General features: G+C 69.3%; 20 protein-coding genes. 7 read left to right on the top strand and 13 right to left on the bottom strand.

The features are described 5' to 3' along the window. From DS843_RS07785 to DS843_RS07795, 3 genes are all read right to left on the bottom strand, one after another. Nucleotides 1-519, bottom strand: coding sequence for a hypothetical protein (locus DS843_RS07785; protein ID WP_149468311.1), 519 nt, complete (start codon nt 517-519; stop codon nt 1-3). Next, nucleotides 516-2,009, bottom strand: coding sequence for a carbon-nitrogen hydrolase family protein (locus DS843_RS07790; protein ID WP_149468312.1), 1,494 nt, complete (start codon nt 2,007-2,009; stop codon nt 516-518). Before DS843_RS07790 ends, DS843_RS07785 begins: the two co-directional genes overlap by 4 nt. 91 nt (nt 2,010-2,100) lie before the next feature. Then, nucleotides 2,101-3,303 carry an ROK family protein gene (locus DS843_RS07795; RefSeq protein ID WP_149468313.1) on the bottom strand — a complete coding sequence of 401 codons (1,203 nt, stop codon included), beginning with the start codon at nt 3,301-3,303 and terminating at the stop codon, nt 2,101-2,103. Nucleotides 3,304-3,563: 260 nt separating this feature from the next. Here DS843_RS07795 and DS843_RS07800 point away from each other — a divergent pair, with 260 nt between their 5' ends. The 5 genes from DS843_RS07800 (at nt 3,564) to DS843_RS07820 (ending at nt 9,557) form a co-directional block, all read left to right on the top strand. Further along, nucleotides 3,564-5,057, top strand: coding sequence for a sugar ABC transporter ATP-binding protein (locus DS843_RS07800; protein WP_149468314.1), 1,494 nt, complete (start codon nt 3,564-3,566; stop codon nt 5,055-5,057). After that, nucleotides 5,029-6,078 (top strand): ABC transporter permease, encoded by a 1,050-nt coding sequence (locus DS843_RS07805; protein WP_149468315.1) that lies wholly within the window; start codon nt 5,029-5,031, stop codon nt 6,076-6,078. Before DS843_RS07800 ends, DS843_RS07805 begins: the two co-directional genes overlap by 29 nt. Nucleotides 6,079-6,116: 38 nt before the next feature. Beyond that, complete coding sequence (locus tag DS843_RS07810; protein WP_208852196.1) at nt 6,117-7,115, top strand: substrate-binding domain-containing protein; 999 nt, start codon at nt 6,117-6,119, stop codon at nt 7,113-7,115. A gap of 175 nt (nt 7,116-7,290) precedes the next feature. Next, on the top strand, nt 7,291-8,346 hold the full coding sequence (locus tag DS843_RS07815) for a sugar phosphate isomerase/epimerase family protein (RefSeq protein ID WP_149468316.1): 1,056 nt from the start codon (nt 7,291-7,293) through the stop codon (nt 8,344-8,346). Nucleotides 8,347-8,372: 26 nt separating this feature from the next. Further along, nucleotides 8,373-9,557 carry a Gfo/Idh/MocA family protein gene (locus tag DS843_RS07820; RefSeq protein WP_149468317.1) on the top strand — a complete coding sequence of 395 codons (1,185 nt, stop codon included), beginning with the start codon at nt 8,373-8,375 and terminating at the stop codon, nt 9,555-9,557. A 9-nt stretch (nt 9,558-9,566) separates the two neighbouring features. Here DS843_RS07820 and DS843_RS07825 read toward each other — a convergent pair whose 3' ends face one another. The 5 genes from DS843_RS07825 to DS843_RS07845 all read right to left on the bottom strand — a co-directional run bounded on the left by DS843_RS07825 (nt 9,567) and on the right by DS843_RS07845 (nt 13,202). After that, nucleotides 9,567-10,301, bottom strand: coding sequence for an amino acid ABC transporter ATP-binding protein (locus tag DS843_RS07825; protein WP_149468318.1), 735 nt, complete (start codon nt 10,299-10,301; stop codon nt 9,567-9,569). Further along, the gene (locus DS843_RS07830) at nt 10,279-10,938 is read right to left on the bottom strand and encodes an amino acid ABC transporter permease (RefSeq protein ID WP_149468319.1); all 660 of its coding nucleotides are present in this window, start codon (nt 10,936-10,938) and stop codon (nt 10,279-10,281) included. The genes DS843_RS07825 and DS843_RS07830 overlap by 23 nt, the downstream gene beginning before the upstream one ends. After that, nucleotides 10,935-11,606, bottom strand: a complete 672-nt coding sequence (locus DS843_RS07835) for an amino acid ABC transporter permease (RefSeq protein ID WP_149468320.1) — start codon at nt 11,604-11,606, stop codon at nt 10,935-10,937. The genes DS843_RS07830 and DS843_RS07835 overlap by 4 nt, the downstream gene beginning before the upstream one ends. A gap of 80 nt (nt 11,607-11,686) precedes the next feature. Beyond that, complete coding sequence (locus DS843_RS07840) at nt 11,687-12,478, bottom strand: transporter substrate-binding domain-containing protein (RefSeq protein WP_149468321.1); 792 nt, start codon at nt 12,476-12,478, stop codon at nt 11,687-11,689. A gap of 46 nt (nt 12,479-12,524) precedes the next feature. Further along, nucleotides 12,525-13,202: a GntR family transcriptional regulator gene (locus tag DS843_RS07845; protein ID WP_149468322.1), complete on the bottom strand. Its 678-nt coding sequence runs from the start codon at nt 13,200-13,202 to the stop codon at nt 12,525-12,527. A gap of 301 nt (nt 13,203-13,503) precedes the next feature. Between DS843_RS07845 and DS843_RS07850 the strand changes: the two genes are divergently transcribed. Then, the gene (locus DS843_RS07850) at nt 13,504-14,676 is read left to right on the top strand and encodes a zinc-dependent alcohol dehydrogenase (protein ID WP_149468323.1); all 1,173 of its coding nucleotides are present in this window, start codon (nt 13,504-13,506) and stop codon (nt 14,674-14,676) included. Between the two features lie 11 nt (nt 14,677-14,687). After that, nucleotides 14,688-15,215 carry a cyclase dehydrase gene (locus tag DS843_RS07855; protein ID WP_149468324.1) on the top strand — a complete coding sequence of 176 codons (528 nt, stop codon included), beginning with the start codon at nt 14,688-14,690 and terminating at the stop codon, nt 15,213-15,215. A 2-nt stretch (nt 15,216-15,217) separates the two neighbouring features. On the opposite strand, the gene DS843_RS07860 is transcribed toward DS843_RS07855, so the two are convergent. Genes DS843_RS07860 through DS843_RS07880 form a run of 5 tightly spaced genes read right to left on the bottom strand, consistent with a single transcriptional unit; the run spans nt 15,218 to nt 20,682 of the window. Then, on the bottom strand, nt 15,218-15,508 hold the full coding sequence (locus DS843_RS07860) for a DUF3325 domain-containing protein (RefSeq protein ID WP_149468325.1): 291 nt from the start codon (nt 15,506-15,508) through the stop codon (nt 15,218-15,220). After that, entirely contained in the window at nt 15,505-17,133 is a 1,629-nt protein-coding gene (locus DS843_RS07865) for a PepSY-associated TM helix domain-containing protein (protein ID WP_286191991.1), read from the bottom strand. Before DS843_RS07865 ends, DS843_RS07860 begins: the two co-directional genes overlap by 4 nt. 13 nt (nt 17,134-17,146) lie before the next feature. Further along, nucleotides 17,147-17,428, bottom strand: coding sequence for a DUF3649 domain-containing protein (locus DS843_RS07870; RefSeq protein ID WP_149468326.1), 282 nt, complete (start codon nt 17,426-17,428; stop codon nt 17,147-17,149). Continuing rightward, complete coding sequence (locus DS843_RS07875; protein ID WP_149468327.1) at nt 17,425-18,153, bottom strand: DUF4198 domain-containing protein; 729 nt, start codon at nt 18,151-18,153, stop codon at nt 17,425-17,427. The genes DS843_RS07870 and DS843_RS07875 overlap by 4 nt, the downstream gene beginning before the upstream one ends. Nucleotides 18,154-18,177: 24 nt before the next feature. Continuing rightward, nucleotides 18,178-20,682, bottom strand: a complete 2,505-nt coding sequence (locus DS843_RS07880; protein ID WP_286191992.1) for a TonB-dependent receptor — start codon at nt 20,680-20,682, stop codon at nt 18,178-18,180. Between the last annotated feature and the right edge of the window lie 444 nt (nt 20,683-21,126).

Consider the following 21,126-nt stretch of genomic DNA (forward strand, 5'->3'; position numbering starts at 1 on the left):
CTACCCTTCGGCGCCGGTCCGCTCGTTCATCACGATGCGCCCGGCGGGCCAGGAGCGGACCAGCCCGGCGGCGCGCAGTTCCGGCAGGGCGCGGGCCACCGCGTCCGGCGACAGACCCGTCGCCTCGACCAGCGCCGGCCCCGATTTCGGCCCGTCCTCCAGGGCGCGCAGAACGGCGGCGGTCGGCGTTTCCGCGCGCGACAGCGCCTCGACCGGACGGGCGGGCCGCAAGGACCGCCCGGCGGCGATCGTCGCGGCGATGGCGCGGAGTTGCCCCAGCCGGTGCATCGCGTCGGGGTCCAGGTCCCCGCGCAGCGCCAGGGCCGTGTGGCAGCGGGCGACCTGCCGGGCCAGGGCGGCGAGGTCGGCGGGGCGCTCCTGAACGACGCACAGCACCGCTTCCTCCGCCAGGGCTTCGAGATCCGCGTCGGCGTCGGCCCAGCGGCCCGCACCGATGGCGTCCAGCGCATCGTCGGCCAGCGCCCGGAACGCTTCTTCGCTCCTGGGCTCATCGCTCATGGGCAACCTCCCGTCTTCAGTTCCGACCATCGGCGGGGCTCCCAGCGCGCCGCGACCCAGCCGGGGTCCGGCGCGTCGATGGGAAGCGTCAACAAACGGATGCGCGAGACGTGCGCCGGGTCTGCGCGCGGCTGGAAGAACAGCGCGACCCCGCAGTCGGTGATGCGCTCGCCCTCCCGCCCATCGGCGACGCAGACGCGGTTGAACCGGTGCGAGAAGGACATGCTGTTCGCCACCACCACCCGGCAGGACCCGGCGCGGGAGGACTCGTCGCCGGCATGGGCCTGCCACCGCTCCTCTGTCAGACCGGCGTCCATCACGGGCGTGACGATCCAGTCCAGCAGCTTGGCCCGGCACAGCCACGCCGCCGGCTGTTCGCGCCCCAGGTCCTCGCAGATCATCACGGCGAGGCGCCCCATGTTGGGAAGCTCGACGATGGTGATGCCGTCGCCCGGCTCGACGAACTCCTTCGCCTCGTCGAGCAGCCGCCCGTCCGGACCGCGCACGTCGTAGGAGCGGCATTGGCCGTCGTCCAAATCCCAGCAATGCAGCTTGGTCTGGCGAAGGACCTCGCTCCCCGTCCGGTCGAGCAGGACCGCCATGCTGCGGGGCTTGTGCCCCGCCCCGCCCTCCTGCCGGAAACCAACCAGAACGTAGCGGATCGGGCCATCCACCGCCTGACGCCGCACCGCCGCCTTGATGGCGTCGAGCGCCGCGGGATCGGCGGTCACCTCGGGGAACACGACGATGGTCGCGCCCTCGGCGGCCAAGGCGTCGATGGCCGCCGCCGCGCGGTCGCCGAGGCTGCGGGGGACGGCGGCGTACCAGTCCGCGCCGTCCTGCGGAAAGGTCCGCACGGCGAGATCGTCCTCGGCCTGGGCGAGCGGGACGACGCCGACGACGGGCGCCCAATCGGGATCGCTCGGGCACTGGTCGGCGACCTCGGCGATCCGGTGGAAGGCCACCGAGACGGGCCGCTCGCCCTCCTGCCCGTGGGGGCACTCCGCCGGAAGGGTCGGCGGCAGGAGAAGCAGGTTGTGGAACAGGTCGGCCACATCGAAGGATTCGCGCAGCGGCGTCACCTCCCGGATGTTCACCGACCGGTCGAACAGGCCGGGCCGCAGGATGAGCTGGCCTTCGACGGCGTCGCTGTTGAAGCGCCCGTGCCGCTTGAACCGCTGCCGCGCCTGCGGATGCCCACGGGACGGTCCACCCCGTGCCGTGTAGCGCGAGGCCAGCGGGGCGTACCACCGGTCGATGGCTTGAGCCGCCAACACATGCCGTTCCAGCGGCGTCCGGTCGCCGGACCGGTCGATCCAGTCCCGAAGCGCCTCGGCGCCGTCATCGGACTCCAGAAGGACCGCCAGCCGGCGCAGCAGGCGGCCCGCCTCGTCCGGGGCGGATTCCAGGCGCTTCGCCGCGCGCTCGGTCTCCTTCGGGTCTCGGTCCAGGTGCTGGCGCAGAACGATGAACAGATCAGCCGGATGCATGCCTTCAACCAAGCGAAGCGACGGGAGGGGCGCGGACGCCCGCCCTGTTGAACAGCGCGGATACGGCTTGGTTTCCCGGCCCGGTCTCCGGTTACGGCCTTGCGGCCCTCGCCAGCATGGTTTCCTGGACGGCCATCACGCCCGTGCCGATCACCCCGGCATTCTCGATCTCCGGCACATACTGGATGTCGAGATGCCGGGTGGAGAGGGCCAGCGAGCGCTGATAGACGCTCTGCCGGATCGAGGCCAGGAACAGCGGGCCGATCCGGGCGACGCCGCCGCCGATGAAGATGTGCGACGGGTTGAAGAAGTTGACCACCGCCGCCAGCATGCAGCCGATCTGCGCGCCGGCCTGCTGCACGATGGCGCTGGCCACGGTGTCGCCCGACCGGCTGGCGTTGCCGAGGTCGATGGGGGTCAGGACGCCCTGCCGGTCGAGGATTTCCTTCAGGCGCGGGCTCTCGCCGGACCGGGCGGCCTGTTCCGCCATACGGGCGATCGCCGGACCGGCGGCCATCGCTTCGACGCAGCCGGCGTTGCCGCAATGGCAGGGCGGGCCGTGGGGATCGACGCAGATGTGGCCGACATCGCCCGCCGCCCCGTCCATCCCGCGGTAGATGGCGCCGTGGCAGATGATGCCGCAGCCGATGCCGGTGCCGATCTTGATGACCAGGAAGTTCCGGAGCCGCCCCCGCAGGCGCCAATGCGTGCCCAGCGCCATGATGTTCACGTCGTTGTCGACGAAGACCGGGGCGGCATACTCCTCCCCCAGGCAATCGCGGATGGAGAAGCTCTCCCAGCCCGGCAGCAGCGGCGGGTTGACCAGCATGCCGCTGTCGAAGGCCACCGGCCCCGGCACGCCGACCCCGATCCCCAGCACCTGCGCGGCCCCGACGCCGCAGCGTGCCCGCGCCTCGCGCAGCAGCGCCCGCACGCGGTGCAGCACCGCCGCCGGGCCGTCGCGGACGTCCGCCGCCTCCGACCGGTGATCGAGCACCGTCATGTCCGGCGCCAGCAGGGCCACGTCGACGCTGGTGGCGCCGATGTCGATTCCCGCCAGCACCCCCATGCGATGGCTCAGCCGCAGCATTTCCGGTCGCCGCCCCCCGGTCGATGGCTGGGCGCCGCTCTCCTCGATCAGTTCGCGACCGATCAGCCCGGCGATGGCGAGGTTCGCCTTGCTCTTCGAAAAATCGGTGGAGGCCGCCAGTTCGCCGCGCGACAGCCCGCCCGACCAGAACAGCCGCTCCAGCAGGGTGCGTTCCCCATCCGACAGACGCTGCCAATCCACCATCGCCGACCGGTCCCCTTGCGATCCCACCCGCAGCCTAGCACGCCCTCTCCTCTTTTGCCAAATTATGTTCGAAGTTGACCATTGTCTGTCCAAAGAAGAGTCCATAAGATCAGCACAACGAACAAGCGGCGCCGGAAACCTTCCGGGTCGGCTTTCGGGCTTGGGCCTGGAACTCCGGACGACGCGCTCCAGGGTGGGAGAAACGTCATGGACGGTGTCTTTTGTCCGGTGCGGCGGCGTCCGTCGCGGGGTGCGGCGCGATGAGCCTGCATGTCGCCTTCACCGGCATCACCAAGGAATTCGGGGCCGTGCGCGTGCTGCACGGCGTCAGCTTCGACCTGCATCCGGGGCGCGTCCACGGGCTGCTGGGGGAGAACGGCGCCGGCAAGTCCACGCTGATGAAGATCCTCGCCGGCTACCACGCCCCCACCGCCGGGACGCTGATGATCGACGGCGAGCCGACACGCTTTCCCGGTTCCCGCGCCGCCGAGAAACGCGGGATCGTCCTGATCCACCAGGAACTCAATCTCGCCGACGACCTGACGGTCACCCAGAACATGTTCCTGGGGCACGAGCTGCGCCGGGGCTGGCTGCTGGACGAGCGCGCGATGCGCGAACAGGCCGTGCAGGCGCTGCGTCAGGTCGGATTCGACGGCGATCCCGACGGCAAGGTCCGCGACCTGATCGTCGCCGAGAAGCAGCTCGTGGAGATCGCCAAGGCGCAGTTGCGCAACGCCCGCCTGCTCATCATGGACGAGCCGACCGCCAGCCTGACGCCGTCCGAATGCGACCGGCTGTTCGGCCTGATCGACCGGCTGCGGCGGGACGGCGTCACCATCGTCTACATCTCCCACAAGCTGGACGAGGTGGAGCGGATCACCGACGAGGTGATCGTGATGCGCGACGGACGCTTCGTCGCCCGCGCCCCCACGGCGGACACGCCGCGCCAGCGCATGGCGACCCTGATGGTGGGCCGCGAGTTGACCGACATGTTTCCGGACAAGCAGCCGCCCCTTCCCACCGCCCGCCCGCTCCTGTCGGTGCGCGACGTCACGGTGCCCGGCTGGGCGGAGGGGGTGAGCTTCGACCTGCAACCCGGCGAGATCCTGGGCTTCGCCGGTCTGGTCGGCGCCGGGCGGACCGAGCTGTTCGAAGGCATCCTGGGCCTGCGCCCGCGCGGCGGCGGCACCATCGAGATCGACGGGAAGGCGGCACGGCTGCGCAGCCCGCGCGAGGCCATGCGCAACGGCCTGACCTATCTGAGCGAGGACCGCAAGGGCAAGGGCCTGCATGTGGGCAAGCGGCTGCGCGACAACCTGACCCTGATGACCCTGCCCCGCCATGCCCGCCCGCTGCTGTCGTCCCGGTCGGAAACGGAGGCGCTGGACCGCGCCGTCGCCGATTTCGGCATCCGTGGCGACCCGGACGGGCTGGCCTCGTCGCTGTCCGGCGGCAACCAGCAGAAGCTGGCCATCGCCAAGTTTCTGCAACCCGACCCGCGCGTCTTCGTGCTGGACGAGCCGACGCGCGGCGTCGATGTCGGCGCCAAGCGGGACATCTACTTCCTGATCGCGCGGCTGGCCGCCGAGGGGCGCGGCGTGATCGTGATTTCGTCGGAGCTGATCGAGCTGATCGGGCTCTGCCACCGGGTGATCGTGATGCGCGGCCGCCGCGCGGTCGCGACCGTGCCCGCCGAACGGCTCAGCGAGGAGGAGTTGATTGCCCATGCCATCGGCACCCACACCCGCCACTGAAGGCACGGGCGCCACCGAAAGCACGACCGGAGTCTCCGCCAAGCCGGCGGCGCCGCGCCGCACGGCCCGGCGTTTCGACCCCCTCGCCTACGGGCCGCTGATCGGGCTGGTCCTGATGCTCGTGATCGGCACGGCGCTGAATCCCGACTTCGCGACCTGGGACAACTGGATGAACGTGCTGACGCGCACGGCCTTCATCGGGATCATCGCCATCGGCATGGGTTTCGTCATCATCTCCGGCGGCATCGACCTGTCGGTGGGGTCGATGGCGGCGCTGATCGCCGGGGCGATGATCCTGACGATGAACGCGCTGGCCGCGCAGATCGCCTCGCCCGTCGCGGTGGTGGCTCTGGGCATGCTGTTCGCGGTGGCGCTGGGCGGCGGGTTCGGGCTGGCGCACGGCTATCTCATCACGCGCGGGCGGATCGAGCCCTTCATCGTCACGCTGGGAACGCTCGGCATCTTCCGCGCGGTGCTGACCTGGCTGGCCGACGGCGGAGCGATCACGCTGGACATGTCGCTGTCCGACGCCTACGGCCCGGTCTATTACGGCAGCCTCCTGGGCATCCCGATTCCGGTCTGGGTCTTCGCGCTGGCGGCGGTGGCCGGCGCCGTGCTTCTGAACCGCACGCCCTTCGGGCGCTACGTCCAGGCCATCGGCTCCAACGAGCAGGTGGCACGCTTCGCCGCCGTGGACGTGGACCGGGTGAAGCTCCTGACCTACGGCCTGCTGGGAGTCTGCGTCGGCGTCGCCACGGTGCTCTACGTGCCCCGGCTCGGCTCCGCCTCCCCCACCACCGGCCTGCTGTGGGAGCTGGAGGCCATCGCCGCGGTGATCGTCGGCGGCACCTCCTTCAAGGGCGGCGAAGGGCGGGTCGCCGGCACCGTGGTCGGGGCCATCCTGCTTTCGGTCATCGCCAACATCCTGAACCTGACCAGCATCATCAGCGTCTACCTGAACGCGGCGGTGCAGGGCTGCGTCATCATCGCCGTCGCCTTCCTGCAGCGGCGGCGTCCCTGAAGGCTTTCATCAACAAGAACATACGGAGGAGGAACGTCATGTCGGCAATCGCGAAGGTCTCCCGGCGCGCCATGCTCGGCACCGGTCTGGCGGTGGTGACGGCCCTGAGCCTTGGCCTCGGCCTTGGATACGGCGGCACGGCCCTGGCGGCGGACCCGGTGAAGCTGGGCGTCAGCATCCCGGCGGCCACCCACGGCTTCACCGGCGGCATCGTCTGGTGGGCCAACGAGGCGAAGAAGGAGCTGGAGAAGGCCCATCCCAACCTCCAGATCACCGTCAAGACCGCCAGCGGCGCGCCGGAGCAGGCCAACCAGCTCCAGGACCTCGTGACCGTCACCAAGATCAACGCGCTGGTCATCTTCCCCTTCGAGTCCGCGGCCCTGACCCAGCCGGTGGCCCAGGTGAAGAAGCGGGGCGTGTACGTCACCGTCGTGGACCGCGGCCTGACCGACACCAGCGCGCAGGACGCCTACATCGCGGGCGACAACACCGCCTTCGGCCGCATCCCGGCGGAGTACATCGCCAAGAAGTACAACGGCAAGGCCAACATCGTGGCGCTGCGCGGCATCCCCACCACGCTGGACAACGAGCGCTGGGAGGCCTTCACCGGGGTGATGAAGCAGCATCCCGACATCAAGATCCTGGACGCCAAATACGCCAACTGGAACCGCGACGACGCCTTCAAGGTGACCCAGGATTTCCTGACCCGCTTCAAGGAGATCGACGTGGTCTGGGCGGCGGACGACGACATGGCCTTCGGCGTTCTGCGCGCCATCGAGCAGGCCAAGCGCACCGACATCAAGGAGGTGTTCGGCGGCGCCGGGTCCAAGACGATGGTGAAGACCATCCTCGACGGCTCCAACCCGCTGATCCGCGCCGACGTCTCCTACTCGCCGAAATTCATCTACGACGCGATCAAGATGACCGCCGAGGCCCGGCTGAAGGGCGAGGCGCTTCCCGCCACCCACATCATCCCCTCGGCCCTGATCACCCAGGAGAACGCCAAGGACTTCTACTTCCCCGATTCGCCGTACTGACCAAATCCCCTCTCCCCTCTGGGGAGAGGGTTAGGGTGAGGGGGTTGCGCCTTTGCCGGACGCACTGCCACGCGCAACCCCCTCACCGGCCCTTCGGGCCACCCTCTCCCCAGAGGGGAGAGGGTTAGAAAACGTTACCCTGCGGCCAACAAGCCCCAATTCCGGAAGGGTCCCGATGAAGACGATCAAGGGTCCGGCGATCTTCCTCGCCCAGTTCGCCGGAGACGCCGCGCCGTTCGACAGCCTGGAGGGCATCGCCCGCTGGGCCGCCGGGCTCGGCTTCAAGGGCGTGCAGATTCCCAGTTGGGACCGCCGCCTGTTCGATCTCGAAAAGGCCGCGAACAGCCGGACCTATTGCGACGAGGTCAAAGGCGTGCTCGCCGGGGCCGGCGTCGAATTGACCGAACTGTCCACCCACCTGCAAGGGCAGCTCGTCGCCGTGCATCCGGCCTACGACGCGCTGTTCGACGGCTTCGCCCCGCCCGATCTGCACGGTAAGCCGGAGGCCCGCCAAGCCTGGGCGGTGGAGCAGTTGCGGCTGGCCGCCAAGGCGTCCGCCAATCTGGGCCTGACCGCGCACGCCACCTTCTCCGGCGCGCTGGCCTGGCCCTATCTCTACCCGTGGCCCCAGCGTCCGCCCGGCCTGATCGAGACCGCCTTCGACGAGCTGGCCCGGCGCTGGCGCCCGATCCTGGACGCCTTCGACGAGGCCGGCTGCGACCTCTGCTACGAGATCCATCCCGGCGAGGACCTGTTCGACGGCACGACCTTTTCGATGTTCCTCGACCGGGTGGGCGGGCACCGGCGCTGCAACATCCTCTACGACCCCAGCCACCTCGTCCTTCAGCAGTTGGACCATCTCGGCTTCCTCGACGCCTTCCACGACCGCATCCGCATGTTTCACGTCAAGGACGCGGAGTTCAACCCGACCGCCTTCCAAGGGGTCTATTCCGGCTACGCGCCATGGAAGGACCGGGCCGGGCGCTTCCGCTCGCTGGGCGACGGGCAGGTCGATTTCCGCGGCATCTTCTCCAAACTGACCCAACACGGCTTCGACGGCTGGGCGGTGCTGGAGTGGGAATGCTGCCTGAAGCATCCGGAGCAGGGGGCCGCCGAGGGCGCCCGCTTCATCCGCGATCACATCATCCGCGTCACCGACCGCGCCTTCGACGACTTCGCCGAGGCGGGAACCGACGAGGCGGCGAACCGCCGCATCCTCGGGCTGTCGTAAGGAAACCCAATGGGTACAGGGGCAACATGAGCCAGAATTCCGCATCCTCCGCACCCGCCAGCCGGCGGCGCCTGCGCCTGGGCATGGTCGGCGGCGGACCGGGGGCCTTCATCGGCGCCGTCCACCGCATCGCCGCGCGGCTGGACGACCGGTACGAGCTGGTGGCCGGCGCCCTGTCGTCCGATCCGGAGCGCGCCCGCGCCGCCGGGGCCGAGCTGTTCCTGGCGCCCGACCGCTGCTACACGGACTTCCGCGCCATGGCCGCCGCCGAGGCCGCCCGGCCCGACGGCATCGACGTGGTGGCCATCGTCACCCCCAACCACCTCCATTACCCGATGGCCACCGCCTTTCTGGAGGCCGGCATCCACGTCATCTGCGACAAGCCGCTGGTCAACACGGTGGAGGAGGCGGAAGCGCTGGTGGCGCTGGTGCGGGAAACCGGCCTCGTCTTCGTGCTGACCCACAATTACAGCGGCTACCCGATGATCCGGCAGGCCCGCGCCATGGTCGCCGCCGGGGCGCTGGGCGCCCTGCGGGTGATCCAGGCCGAATACGCGCAGGACTGGCTGGCGACCGCGGTGGAGCAGTCCGGCCAGAAGCAGGCGGTCTGGCGCACCGACCCGACGCGCGGCGGGGTCGCCGGGTCCATCGGCGACATCGGCACCCACGCCTTCCACCTCGCCGAGTTCGTGTCGGGCCTGCGCTGCACGGCGCTGGCCGCCGACCTCCAGAGCTTCGTTCCGGGCCGCCGGCTGGACGACAACGCCCACATCCTGATGCGCTACGAATCCGGCGTCCGCGGAACGCTGTGGGCCAGCCAGGTCTGCACGGGAACCACCAACGGGCTGCGCCTGCGCCTGTTCGGCGAGGCGGGCGGGCTGGACTGGCACCAGGAGCAGCCGAACGAGCTGCGCTTCACCCCGCTGGGCGGGCCGACCCGCATCATCCAGCGCGCCGGGCCGGAGAGCTTGCCGGAGGCCACCGACATCTCCCGACTGCCCGCCGGCCATCCGGAAGGCTATCTGGAAGGCTTCGCCCAGATCTACCGGGACGCCGCCGACCGCATCGCCGCCGCGCTGGAAGGCCGCCAAGCGCCGACCGAAGCTCCCCTGCCGACCGTGGAGGACGGGCTGCGCGGCGTCCACTTCATCCACGGCGTGGTGGAGTCCAGCCGCCGCGACGCCGCCTGGGTCAGCCTGCCGGCGCCGTGACCCGCACCGTCAGACGACCAGTTGCGCGCCCAGGAACTGCCGGAGTTCCGGGGTGCGCGGGTTGCCGAACACCTCCTCCGGCGGGCCGATCTCGTGCACGCGGCCCTGATGCATGAAGACGACCCGGTCGCAGACCTCGCGGGCGAAGCGCATCTCGTGGGTCACCATCATCAGCGTCATGCCGTCGGCGGCCAGTTCCTTCACCACCGCCAGCACCTCGTTCACCAGCTCCGGGTCCAGCGCGGAGGTGATCTCGTCGCACAGCAGGGCCATCGGCTGCATGGACAGCGCCCGCGCGATGGCGACACGCTGCTGCTGACCGCCGGAAAGCTGGTCGGGGTAGGCGTCGAACTTGTGGCCCAAGCCCACCCGCTCCAGCATGCGGCGGGCCATGGCCTCCGCCTCGTCCTTCGGCGTCTTCTTGACGACCATCTGCGACAGCATGACGTTGCGCCCCGCCGACAGGTGCGGGAACAGGTTGAACTGCTGGAAGATCATGCCGACCTTCAGCCGCAGCGCCTTCAGGTGGAGGTCGTCGTCGATGAGCTGGGCGCCGGCCACCATGATCGAGCCGTCGTCGATCATCTCCAGCCCGTTGACGCAGCGCAGAAGCGTGCTCTTGCCCGACCCGCTCTTGCCGATGATGGCGACGACCTCGCCGCGCCCGACGTCCAGGTTGATCCCCTTCAGGACTTCGACGTCGCCGAAGCGCTTCTTCACCTCAGTGATCGCGATGAGCGACATTGAGCTTCCTTTCCAGAATCTGGCTGCTCTTGGACAGGGGCCAGCACAGCGCGAAGTAGATCAGGGCGACCAGCCCGTAGACGGTGAAGGGCTCGAAGGTCGCGTTGGTGACGACCGTCCCGGCCTTGGACAGCTCCACGAAGCCGATGATCGAGGTCAGCGCCGTGCCCTTCACCACCTGCACGGAAAAGCCGACGGTGGGCGGGACAGCGACCCGCACCGCCTGGGGCAGGATCACGTAGCGCATCTGCTGGACATAGCCCATGCCGAGGCTGGCCGACGCCTCCCACTGGCCGCGGGCGACCGATTCCACGCAGCCGCGCCAGATCTCCACCAGGAAGGCCGCCGTCCACAGGATCAGCGCCAGCCCGGCGGCCAGCCAGGCCGGAACGTCGATGCCGAACAGACCAAGCCCGAAGAAGGCGAGGAAGAGCTGCATCAGCAGAGGCGTGCCCTGGAACAGCTCGACATAGCCCTGGACGAACATCCGTCCGACCCGCGCCTTGCCGATCCGCAGATAGAGCAGCGCCATCCCCAGCAGCCCGCCGCCGATGAAGGAAACCAGCGAGAGGACCACCGTCCAGCGCGCCGCCAGCAGCAGGTTGCGCAGGATGTCCCAGAGGGTGAAGGTCATCATCGCGCGGCCCTCCGCGGGAACAGCATCTTCCCGACGCCGCGCAGCGCCTGCCGCAGCGCCAGCGCCAGCAGCAGATAGAGGCCGGTGGTCAGGAAATAGCTCTCGAAGGCGCGGAAGGTGCGGGACTGGATGAAGTTGGCGGCGAAGGTGATGTCCTCCGCCGCGATCTGCGACACCACCGCCGACCCCAGCATGACGATGACGATCTGCGACGACAGCGCCGGCCAGATCCGTTGCAGCGCCGGAATCAGAACGACGTGGCGGAAGGTCTCGAACCGCGTCATGGCGAGGCTGGCCCCGGCCTCGAACTGGCCGCGCGGGGTGGCCTCGATGCCGGCGCGGATGATCTCGCCGCTGTAGGCGCCGAGGTTGACGACCATCGCCAGCACCGCGGCCTGGAATTCCGACATCTGCACGCCCAGCGACGGCAGGCCGAAGAAGATGAAGAAAAGCTGGATCAGGAAGGGCGTGTTGCGGATCAGCTCGACATAGGCGACGACCGGCGGGCGCAGCCAGCGCGGGCCGAGCGACCGCGTCCAGGCGCAGGCGATGCCCAGCGCCACCCCGAGCAGCGTGCCGATCAGGGTCAGTTCGACCGTCGTCAGCAGGCCCTTCAGGATGACGGGCCAGTATTCGGCGATCCACGAATAATCGAAACGGTAGGTCATGCGGCCCTCCGGTCAGCCTCCCCGTCCGCCGGGGCACCGCGGGGGCCGAAGCCGCCCGCGGCGCCCCGGCTCCATCGTCGTCAGAGGTCCTTGGGCAGGTCGGCGGACAGCCACTTCTGCGCGATGGCGTTCAGGGAGCCGTCGGCCTTGGCCGCCGCCAGGATGCCGTTCAGCTTCTCCAGCAGGGCGGGCTGCTCCTTGCTCAGGCCGATGTAGCAGGGGGAGTTCTTGATGAGGAACTTCAGCTCCGGCCGCTTCGGCGGGTTGCGGGCGAGGATCGCCGCCGCCACGACGTTGCCGGTCGCCACCACTTCGACCTGACCGGACAGGAAGGCGGAGATGGTGCCGTTGTTGTCCTCGTACCGCTTGATGACCGCGTCGGCCGGGGCGATCTTGGTCAGCTCCAGATCCTCGATGGCGCCGCGGGTCACGCCGACGCTCTTGCCGGCCAAATCCTCCGGCTTCGCCGCGGCCACGCCCGCCGGGGCGAAGACGCCGTTGAAGAAGGGCGCGTAGGCGTCGGTGAAGTCGATGACCTTCTCGCGCTCGGCGTTCTTGCCAAGGCTGGAGATCACCAGATCGACCTTGTTGGTCTGCAGGAAGGGGATGCGGTTGGCGCTGGTCACCGGCACCAGTTCCACCTTCACACCCATCTTGGCGCCGATCAGCTTCGCCACGTCGATGTCGTAGCCGAGCGGGGTCATGTCCGGGCCGACCGAACCGAAGGGCGGGAAGTCCTGCGGGACGGCGACGCGCAGCGTGCCGCGCGTGGTGATGTCCTGAAGGGCGTCGGCCCGCGCCGCGGGGGCCTGGGCGATGGAAAGACCGGCGACGGCGGCGACGGCCAGGGCGAGCAGGGTCCTGCGCTTCATGTCTCTAACTCCTCCGGTTTTGGATGGAATGGGTTGGTTGAAAGGGTCAGGCGGGGGCACCGGGCGAGAGGATCTCGCGCAGGCCGGCCAGGGGATCGGGGGCGGCGAGGAGGTCGAGACCGTCCTCGACACGCCGGATGTGCTCGTCCATCAGCCGCGCGGCCCCGTCGAAATCGCCGTCGGCCAGCAGCGTCACGATGCCGGCGTGGTCGTCGCTGGACGCGGCGGCGTCCTGGTCGGACTGGTAGAGCATCGAGACCAGCGTCGTGCGCGCGGTCAGGTCGCGCAGGATGTCGGTCAGGAAGGGGTTGCCGAAGGCGTGGGCAAGGTGGATGTGGAAGTCACCCAGCAGGCAGGTGCGCGACCCGACATGGCCGGTCCGGAGCGCCTGCCGCTCCTCCTCCACATGGGCGCGCAGGTGGGCGACGGCCTCGCCCGGCAGCGCCTGCAAATCGCGCAGCATCCCGGTCTCGACCACCCGCCGCGCCTGGAAGGCGGCGCGCGCCTCCGTCGCCGAGGGCTCCACGACGAACCAGCCGCGCCGGGCGCTGACATGGACGATGCCGCGCGTCTCCAGCCGCATCATGGCCTCACGCACACGAGTGCGGGAGACGCCGTAGACCTCCGCCAGCTTCGCCTCGCCCAGCCGGGTGCCGGGCCGCAGCCGCCCGCCCAGGATGGCGGAGATCACGCTGTCTTCGATGCTGTCGGGAAGCTGGGTCATCAGGCTGCCGCACCAATCTTGTATACAAGACTGTTGAGCAAGCGGCGTGCCAGCCGGAACGGCGCGGAATTGCAGGACCTCCGGCGAAGGAATGATTAATAGACGGGCAATCTTCCGACCTGATTAAACCTTATGCACAAGATTGCGGCGCCGCTCCGTTACGGTTACGCCTGGAGGCAGGGACGGCGGCGGACAGGACGGAACCTTCGGCTGCGAAATCCAGTTGGGCTTGGGGCATCCCGCTGCCGCAAAGAGGACAGGCCGGGCCGGCCCCTTCCCACCACCCGCTACGGAGCCCCGCATGAAAGCCCTGGTCTGGCACGGCACCGCCGACGTCCGTTACGACACCGTCCCCGACCCGGAGATCGAGCAGCCTCGCGACGCCATCGTCAAGGTCACGTCCTGCGCCATCTGCGGTTCGGATCTGCATCTCTACGACCACTTCATGCCCGGCATGGAGAAGGGCGACATCCTGGGCCACGAGTTCATGGGCGAGGTCGTGGATGTCGGCGCCGAGGCCAAGGGCGCGCTGAAGGTGGGCGACCGCGTCGTCGTTCCCTTCACCATCTGGTGCGGCGAGTGCGAGCAGTGCCGCCGCGGCAACTATTCGGTCTGCGAGCGCTCCAACCGCAACAAGGCGATGGCCGACAAGCTGTTCGGCCACGCCACCGCCGGGCTGTTCGGCTACACCCACCTGACCGGCGGCTATGCGGGCGGGCAGGCGGAGTATGTGCGCGTCCCCTTCGCCGACCGCACCCATGTGAAGATCCCGGACGGGCTGACCGACGAGCAGGTTCTGTTCCTGGGCGACATCTTCCCCACCGGCTGGCAGGCCGCGGCGCAGTGCGACATCCAGCCGACCGACACGGTGGCGATCTGGGGCTGCGGCCCGGTCGGGCAGATGACGATCCGCAGCGCCATCCTCTTGGGCGCCAAGCAGGTCATCGCCATCGACCGCGTGCCCGAGCGCCTGTCCATGGCCAAGGCCGGCGGCGCCATCACCATCAACTTCGAAGAGGAAAGCGTCGTCGAGCGGCTGAACGAGCTGACCGGCGGCAAGGGTCCGGAGAAGTGCATCGACGCGGTCGGCATGGAGGCCCACGCCACCGCCACGCTGGATTCCATGTACGACCGCGCCAAGCAGGCGCTGATGCTGGAATCCGACCGGGCGCATGTGCTGCGCGAGATGATGTATGTCTGCCGTCCGGCGGGCACCCTGTCGATCCCCGGCGTCTATGGCGGGCTGATCGACAAGGTTCCGTTCGGCATGTCGATGAACAAGGGCCTGACCTGGCGCATGGGGCAGACCCACGTCAACCGCTGGACCGACGACCTGCTGCGCCGCATCCAGGAAGGCCAGATCGACCCGTCCTTCGTCATCACCCACACCGTGGGGCTGGAAGACGGGCCGGGCATGTACCAGACCTTCCGCGACAAGCAGGACGGCTGCATCAAGGTCGTGCTCAAGCCGTAAGGAGAACCGGAATGGCTTACTATCGCCGGAATTCGTCCGCGGACCGGATGGCGCGCGGCCTGGGCTGGTTCAGCATCGGCCTGGGCGTCGCGGAACTGGTGGCCGGGCGCCGGATCGCCCGCTGGATGGGAATGGAGGATCAGGCCGGCCTCATCCGCGCCTATGGCGCGCGCGAGGTGGCGACCGGCGTCGGCCTGCTGGCGATGGGCGATGCCCGTCCCTGGATGTGGGGACGGATCGCCGGGGACGCGCTGGACATCGCCACGCTGGCGGCGGCGCACCGCGACGGCAACCCGCGCCGGGAGAACGTCGCCACGGCGCTGGGCGCGGTCGCGGCGGTGACGGCGTTCGACGTGCTCTGCACGGCGATGCTGCACCGGGAAGAGACGGCGGCCTGGACACCGGCCCGCGACTACAGCGACCGCAGCGGCCTGCCCCGTCCGCCGGGCGCGATGCGGGGCGCCGCGAAGGACGCCCCGATTCCCGCCGACATGCTCACCCCGGAGATCATGCGGTTCGAGCCGGCCAGGATTTCATAGAATCACGACGGAGGGCGCGACCGTCTCCGTGTCCAGGCGATGATCGCGGCATGCACGATCCCGGCGCCCAGGCTGGTGTGCCCGCTGAACATGACGAGGCCGAGCGCCCAGCCCTGCCACGCCACGAGACCGCCCAGCGCGCCCAGCAGGGCGGCGGCCCCGCCGACGCGCAGGGCGACCGTGGCAGGGGTCGGCAGGGGCCGCCCGAACAGGTCGCGCTGCGGGCGGTCCATCGCGAAGGCCAGCGCGGCGAACCCCGTCAGGCACAGGATGAAGGACGTCAGGTGGATCATGGTCTTCCCTCGCGCAGAACGGCGCCGTTGACGGGCTCGCGGACCGGCTTGCGCGCGGGGCGGAGCGTGGGCTGGTGCCTGTCCGTGCGGACCGCCAGGACGGCGTGAAGCGCGGCCAGAACCCAACACATCGCGTCCATGCCGATGAACACCCAGTCGCCCTCGCCCAGGCTGCGCCAGAGCGGCCTGTGCGTGGTGACGGCGTTGAGTACGGGCAGCAGAGCCAGAAGCGCCGCGCCCAGCCACAACTGCTCCACCCAGGCCCTCTTGGCCGGACGCAGCACGGCGTGCGCCAGCGTCAGCCCCCAGACGATGAAGAAGGCGTGGATTTCCCAGTTGGCGCGATCCGCCAGCGTCGCCGGCAGCAGCCGGTTGGCCCACAGGAAGCCCGTCATGGCGACCGACAGTCCGGCGATGCCGGCGATGTTCAGCCGCTCCACGACGTGGAATCCGAAGTAGGGGCGGGCCGGATCGGGCAGCTTCTGCCGGCGCTTCACGGTCCACATCACCAGACCGGTGCCCACCATGGCGGTGCCCGCGAGGCTGACGAGGAAATAGAGCCAGCGCGTCACGCTGTCGCTGAAACGCCCCAGATGCAGGGCATAGAGCACGCCGCGAGTCTCTGCCGCGGCCCCCACCCCTTCATGGACTGCCAGCAGCTTTCCGGTGGCGCCCTCGAACTCCAGATACTGCGGACTCATGGAGACGCGCCCGCCGTCCCCGCGCGACACCGCCACCCGCGACGCCGCGTCGCCCGGATGGGTGGCGGTCACCCGGCCCACATTGTCGCGGCCCCAGCGCTCCTGCGCCTGCCGGACCATCGCCTCGACCGACGCGAGCGGCGCCTTTTCGCCGCTGGGCTTGCCCGGCTGGATGAAGGCGCTGAGTTCGGCGCTGAGCTGCTGGCTTTCCGCCGGGGTCTTGATCGCCGCCTGCTCGCCCCACGGCATGTAGAGCGCCATCAGCGTCACCAGCCCCGTGTAGGTGATCATGGCGTGGAACGGCAGCCCGAAGACCGACAGGGCGTTGTGCGCGTCGAGCCACGAGCGCTGCCCCTTGCCCCAGCGGAAGGTGAAGAAATCGACGAAGATCTTCTTGTGGGTGATGACCCCGCTGACGATGGCCACCAGCATGAACATGGCCGCGACACCGGCGATCCAGCGTCCCCAGACCACCGGCATGTAGTGGAACTGGAAATGGAAGCGGTAGAAGAAGTCGCCGCCCAGCGTCCCGCGCGAGGACACCGTCCGGCCGGTCTCCGGGTCGAAGTTGCCCTCGCCGAACGCGCGCTGCCCCGGAGTACCCCCGGCGGTGCGCCAGAAGGCGTAGACGCTGTTGTTGCGGGCGTCCGGCAGGCGCAGGCTCCATTGCGGGCTGCCCAGCGCGATGGCGCCGAGTTCATCGGCGACGCGCTGGGCCACCCGGGCCTGATCCGGGACCCCGCTCTGCGCCGGCAGCTCCGGGCGCATCCATTGGGACAGCTCGTCCTTGAAGTAGGACACCGTCCCGGTGAGGAACATGGCGTAGAGCACCCAGCCGAGCAGAAGCCCGACCCAGGTGTGCAGGTCGGACATGCTCTGGCGGAGTCCGCGCCCGGCAAGGGTCGCTTCCTGATCCGTCTTCACGCTCGGCTCCCCATCACCAGACCGACCACGCCGCCAGCGCGAGCGGTGCTGCCACGACAAGCAGGCCCGCCCAGGCGCGAAGGGCGCTGCGGACCGCGAAGACCCAGATCACGGCACCGGCGTAGATCACGAAGCTCGCCAACTGGCCGGTGAGCACCGCCGGCGGCTTGCTCATGGGAAGCGCCAGCACCGCCACGCTGGCGAGCGCTGCCAGCGCATAGCCGCCGAACAGGGCGGCGGCTATGCGCGACGCGAGCGGGCCAAACCGGTGGACCCAACCGGCCACGGCGATCACTTGTTGGGAGCCGCCGCCGGACCCGCGGGGATCGGCTCCAGCCCGTCGGGGTGGACGTAGGTCACCGTGGTGACGTAGCTGACGCCGTCGTACTTTTCGGTGCCGCTGGCGCCCTGGCGCTCGCCGGGGGTGCGCTCGTTGAGGCTGACCTCGGCCACATAGGTGCCCTTCCAGGGCATGTCGAAGGTGACCAGCCCCTGCTCGTCGGTGTGCTCCTCCTTGGCCCAGCCGGATTGGGTGACCAGGGCCACCTTGGTCTTGGCCTTGGGCTGGCCTTGGAAGACCAGCTTGAACTGGCCGGGCTTGCCGGTCGGCACCAGATCAAGCGCAAGCTTCGGCGCCTGCTCGGCGAAGCCGGTGATCAGGCGTGCGGCGGGGTGGTACCGGTTGGTGGTTTCCTTGTCGCCCTGCTTCCATGTGTAGAGCGGGTAGTGGGCGTCCTCGGCGACGATGCTCTCGCCGGCCGCGGCCTTGAAGGGCAGTGCGAAGCCGTCCGCGGTCTTGGCGGCGTCGGCCTTCTGTTCGCCCTTGGCGGAGAGGAGGGTGCCCGCCGGCTTGACGAACTTGTCGAGAAGGCCCGGCGACGCTTCGCGCAGGTTCTCGCCGAATTCCCCGAAGCGGATGGTCGCGTTGCCCTGGCCGGGCTGCTCGATCCAGATCTGGTGGGCCTGGGCGGGAATGGCGAAGCCCAGGGCGGCCACCAGGGCAAGGGTCAGTGTGTTCATGATGGTGTCCTGAAGGATGAGGGATCAGAAATCGGCGGAGGCGGACAGCAGGAAGGTCCGCGGCGAACCGACGGTCACGTAGGTGCCGGTGGTCAGCCAGTAGTCCTTGTCGAAGACGTTCTCGACGCTGGCGCGCAGCGTGACGGGCTTGCCCGACACCTCGGTGCTGTAGCGGGCGCCGATGTCGAAGCGGGTCCAGCCGTCGAAGCGCAACGTGTTGGCCGCGGTCAGGTACGAGCCGGACGTGTAGATCACCCGCCCGTTGACGGCGAGGCCCTCGACCCACGGCGTGTCCCAGTCCAGGCTGGCGGAGAAGCTCTTGTCCGGCACGCCGGCGGCGTCGTTTCCCTGCTCCGCCGCGACGGCGGTGCGCGTCAGCTCCGGCTTCAGGAACAGCGCGCTGGCCATGCCGCGCAGGCCGGTCACGATCTCGCCGTAGGCGGACAGTTCCAGGCCGCGGTTGCGCTGCTCGCCGTCGTAGGCCAGCGTGTTGGAGGCCGTGCGGATCGAGTTCGGACGGGAGAGCTGGAAGACCGCCGCGGTGGTCGTGACGGTGCCCCAATCGACCTTGACGCCGCCCTCATACTGCTTCGACTTGTACGGGGCCAGCACCGCGCCGGTGTTGGCGTAGCCGGGTCCGACGATGGTGCCGCGCGTCAGGCCCTCGGCGTAGTTGCCGTAGACCGAGACGTTCTCCAGCGGCTTCACGACCAGCCCGGCGAGCGGCGTCGTGGCGCTGGACTTGTAGTTGCTGGTCTGCGCGCCGGTCGCCGTGCTGTAGCCCTTCACCTGCACGGTCTGGTCGCGCACGCCGAGCGTCAGCAGGATGCGGTCGTCGACGAAGGACAGCGTGTCGGCCACCGCGATGCTGCTGAGCGTCGTCTCCGCCGACTTGCGCGGATCGGTGCGCGGCGCCGTGATGACGGGCAGCGGCGACGGGTTGTAGATGTTCGACGCGACCGTTCCGGCGGATTGGATGTAGGCGTTGCCTTCCTCCCGCTGGAAGCCCGTGAAGCCGATGTTGAGCTGATGGCCGACGGGTCCCGTCGCGAAGCGCAGGCGCGTGCCGACCGTGCCGCTGACCGTCTCGCTGTAGGAGTCGTAGTAGGAATTGCGGACCGAGAAGTTGCCGAGCGCGTTCACGGCGGGGCCGGACACCGGGAAGATCTGCTCGTTCGTGCCGTCCCGGTAGCCGATGCCCGCATAGGCGGTCAGCCAGTCCGTCACGTCGAACTCGACGTTCGACGCGATGGTCTTGTCCTTCTGGACCAGCGTCGTGTCCGGGTACCAGTTGCTCCGCGCGCCGGGCGGGGACGGGATGGCCGTCGTCGTGGGGAGGATGCTGATCTGCGGGCGGAAGTTGTCGGTGTCGTCGCGCTGGATGATGCCGTCGAGCGACCAGCGCAGCCGTTCGCCCCGGTAATCCACGGCCAGCGCGCCGAGGCCGGTCTTGACGTCGCCGTCCTCGATGGAGCCTTCGCCGCCGCGCAGCAGGCCGTTGAAGCGCACGCCCCAGGCGTTGTTCTCGCCGAAGCGGCGCCCGGCGTCGACATGGACGCCGAAATTGGCGTCGCTCTGGTAGAGCCCGGTCACGCGGGTCAGCGGCTGGTCGGCGGCCCGCTTGCTGAGGATGTTGATGCCGCCGCCGATGCTGCCACCGGGGGCGATGCCGTTCATCAGCGCGCCCGGCCCCTTCAGCAGCTCGATCCGCTCGATGATCTGCGAGGGCACGCGGTTGGAGGACACCAGACCGTACATGCCGTTGAAGCCGACATCGCCGGACGGAACGGCGAAGCCGCGGATCTGGAAGGTGTCGTCGAAGCCGTTGCTGCCGGTGGTCGTGCGCACCGAGGCGTCGTTGACCAGCGTGTCCGCCGCCGTGCGCGCCTGCTGGTTCTCGATCAGCTCGGACGTGTAGTTGGTCGTGCTGAACGGCGTGTCGAGCGTGTTCTTCGTGCCCAGCAGGCCCAGCGTTCCTCCGCGCGCCACCTGACCGCCGGCATAGGGCGGCGGCGGCTCGCCCGGCAGCGCTCCGGCGTTGGCCGACACCTGGACGGACGGCAGGACCGTCACGCCGGGCGGGGCATCGGCGACCGGTGCGGCACCCGGCGCCACCAGGGCGTAACCCGAGGACGTGCGCGCGATCTGATGGCCGCTGCCGTCCAGCAGCCGACGAAAGCCGTCCTCGACCGTCGTCGCCCCGCGCACCCCTGGGGAGGTCTTGCCACGCACCTGCTCCGCGTCGACCGCGACGGCGACACCGGCCTGGGCGGCGAAGCTCCGCAGCGCGGCGTCCAGGGGGCCGGGCGGCACGTCGGCGTTCACCGTGCGCGCCGCCGCCGTCTGGGCGTGAGCCGCCGGAGCGAACGGAAGGCCGCCGGCCAGGACGGCACCGGCAAGGCAAACGGCCATGGCGACCGGACGCAGGCCCGGCGTGGCGGATTCGGGCGCGGAATTGGCGGGCGCGGAACCGGTGGTGCCGCGGCGGGCGGTTTGGCGCGGAGCGTCCTTGCCGCAAGATTGTGACATTGTGCCGTATCCTCTACCAAAAGATGTATTTCTGGCGCAGCGCCAGCGACCGGCACCCTGTCCGTTCCGTCAAACCGAACATTTGCGCTGATCGTCGTGATGCGAATGATTCTCATTCTAATCATCGGACGATTGGTTCCGCAAGAGGGCAACAGCACCTTTTTGGTACGGTCTCCCGGTGCCGCGGTTGCCCTTGCCCCCTTGGGGCCGGGCGCGAAGGCGGCCACACAACCAACAAGAAGGGCTTTCAATCAGTCAGACAATTGCCGCCTGCATGACCTTGCGCTCATATGAATAACCATCAGCGTTCCATGGACGATGCGTTGCCGTCCGCTCGCGATCTGGAATAAAAGCGTCCCTTCGCCGACAAAAATATTTACCCTGTTCAGAATTTATTCAGCAAATCACTCTGGAATCGGTTTCCCCGATACGCGACCGCCGCGA

The organism is Roseomonas genomospecies 6 (assembly GCF_008365375.1).
Taxonomy (GTDB): domain Bacteria; phylum Pseudomonadota; class Alphaproteobacteria; order Azospirillales; family Azospirillaceae; genus Azospirillum.